Source organism: Streptomyces sp. CNS606 (genome assembly GCF_000426325.1).
Genome location: NZ_AUFD01000067.1, coordinates 1 through 1157 on the forward strand (window position 1 = coordinate 1; position 1157 = coordinate 1157).

Below are 1157 nucleotides of genomic sequence, written 5' to 3' on the forward strand. Positions count from 1 at the left end.
GCCACCACACGACCCAGACCCCAGACACCGGCCTGAACGGGGTGCGGGACCGCGTCACCGGGGCCGGCCGCGACCGCGCCGGACGTCACCGCCCACAGCGAGGCGTCCAGGTCCGCGTCCGCGAGGGCCTGCACCAGTACGGCCGTGTCCGCGAGACCGGCGGGAAGGCCGGGTTGTTGCGGGTGGGCCGCGTCGTCGAGGGCCAGGAAGGACACCACGCGCGTGCAGTCGGCGAACTCACCGAGCCGTGCGGCCAGCGACGCGCGGTCCACGTCGGAGGCCGCGAGCTGCAGACGGTTCACCGCGGCCCCGCGCGCGGCCAGTTCCCCGGCGAGGGCGTCCGCCCACTGCTCGTCCGTGCCCGCTGCCTCGACCAGCAGCCAGCGGCCGGACACCACGGCGCCGGGCGTCAGGCCGACGGGCGACCACGACACCTGGTGGCGCAGCCGCCCGAGCGAGGCGTTCTCCTCGCGGCGTCGGCGCCACGCCGACAGTGCGGGCAGCGCGTCGGCGAACGAGGTCTCGGCACCGCCCAGGCCCAGCTCGGCGGCGAGCGACTGCGCGTCGCCGCGCTCGATGGCGTCCCACAGTCCGGCGTCCGTACCGGCTTCCGTACCGGTGTCCGCGGGCATTCCGATCTTCCGCGAGGGCCAGAAGCGTTCGTGCTGGAAGGCGTACGTGGGCAGGTCGACGGTCTCGGCGCCGGACGGGGCGAAAAACGCGTCCCAGTCCACGCGGAGGCCGTGTGCCCAGAGGCGGGAGACGGCCGCGACGAGTGCCCGCGGCTCCGGCCGGTCACGGCGCAGCAGCGGCAGGGCGAGCGTGTCGTCCTCGCAGGTCTCCTCGACGGCGCCGACGAGACTGGCATCCGGACCGATCTCGACGAAACGCGAGACGCCCAGGGACTTCACCCGTGCCGTGGCGTCGGCGAAGCGGACCGTGCCGCGCAGCTGGTCCACCCAGTAGTCGGCGGTGAACTCCTCGACGAGCCGTGCGGTGTGGGTGGAGACGATCGGGGTCTGCGCCGGGTGGAAGGAGAGGCCTGCCGCGACGCGGCGGAACTCCTCCAGCATCGGGTCCATCAGCACGGAGTGGAAGGCGTGACTGACCTCCAGCCACCGCGACTGCCGCCCCTCCCCCAGCACGGCCGCCACCTG

General features: G+C 74.3%; 1 protein-coding gene. It reads right to left on the reverse strand.

What is annotated here, in order from left to right:
- The coding region (locus tag K304_RS30320; protein WP_486591761.1) for an acyltransferase domain-containing protein at positions 1-1145 on the reverse strand (1145 nt) is incomplete at its 3' end.
- Between the last annotated feature and the right edge of the window lie 12 nt (positions 1146-1157).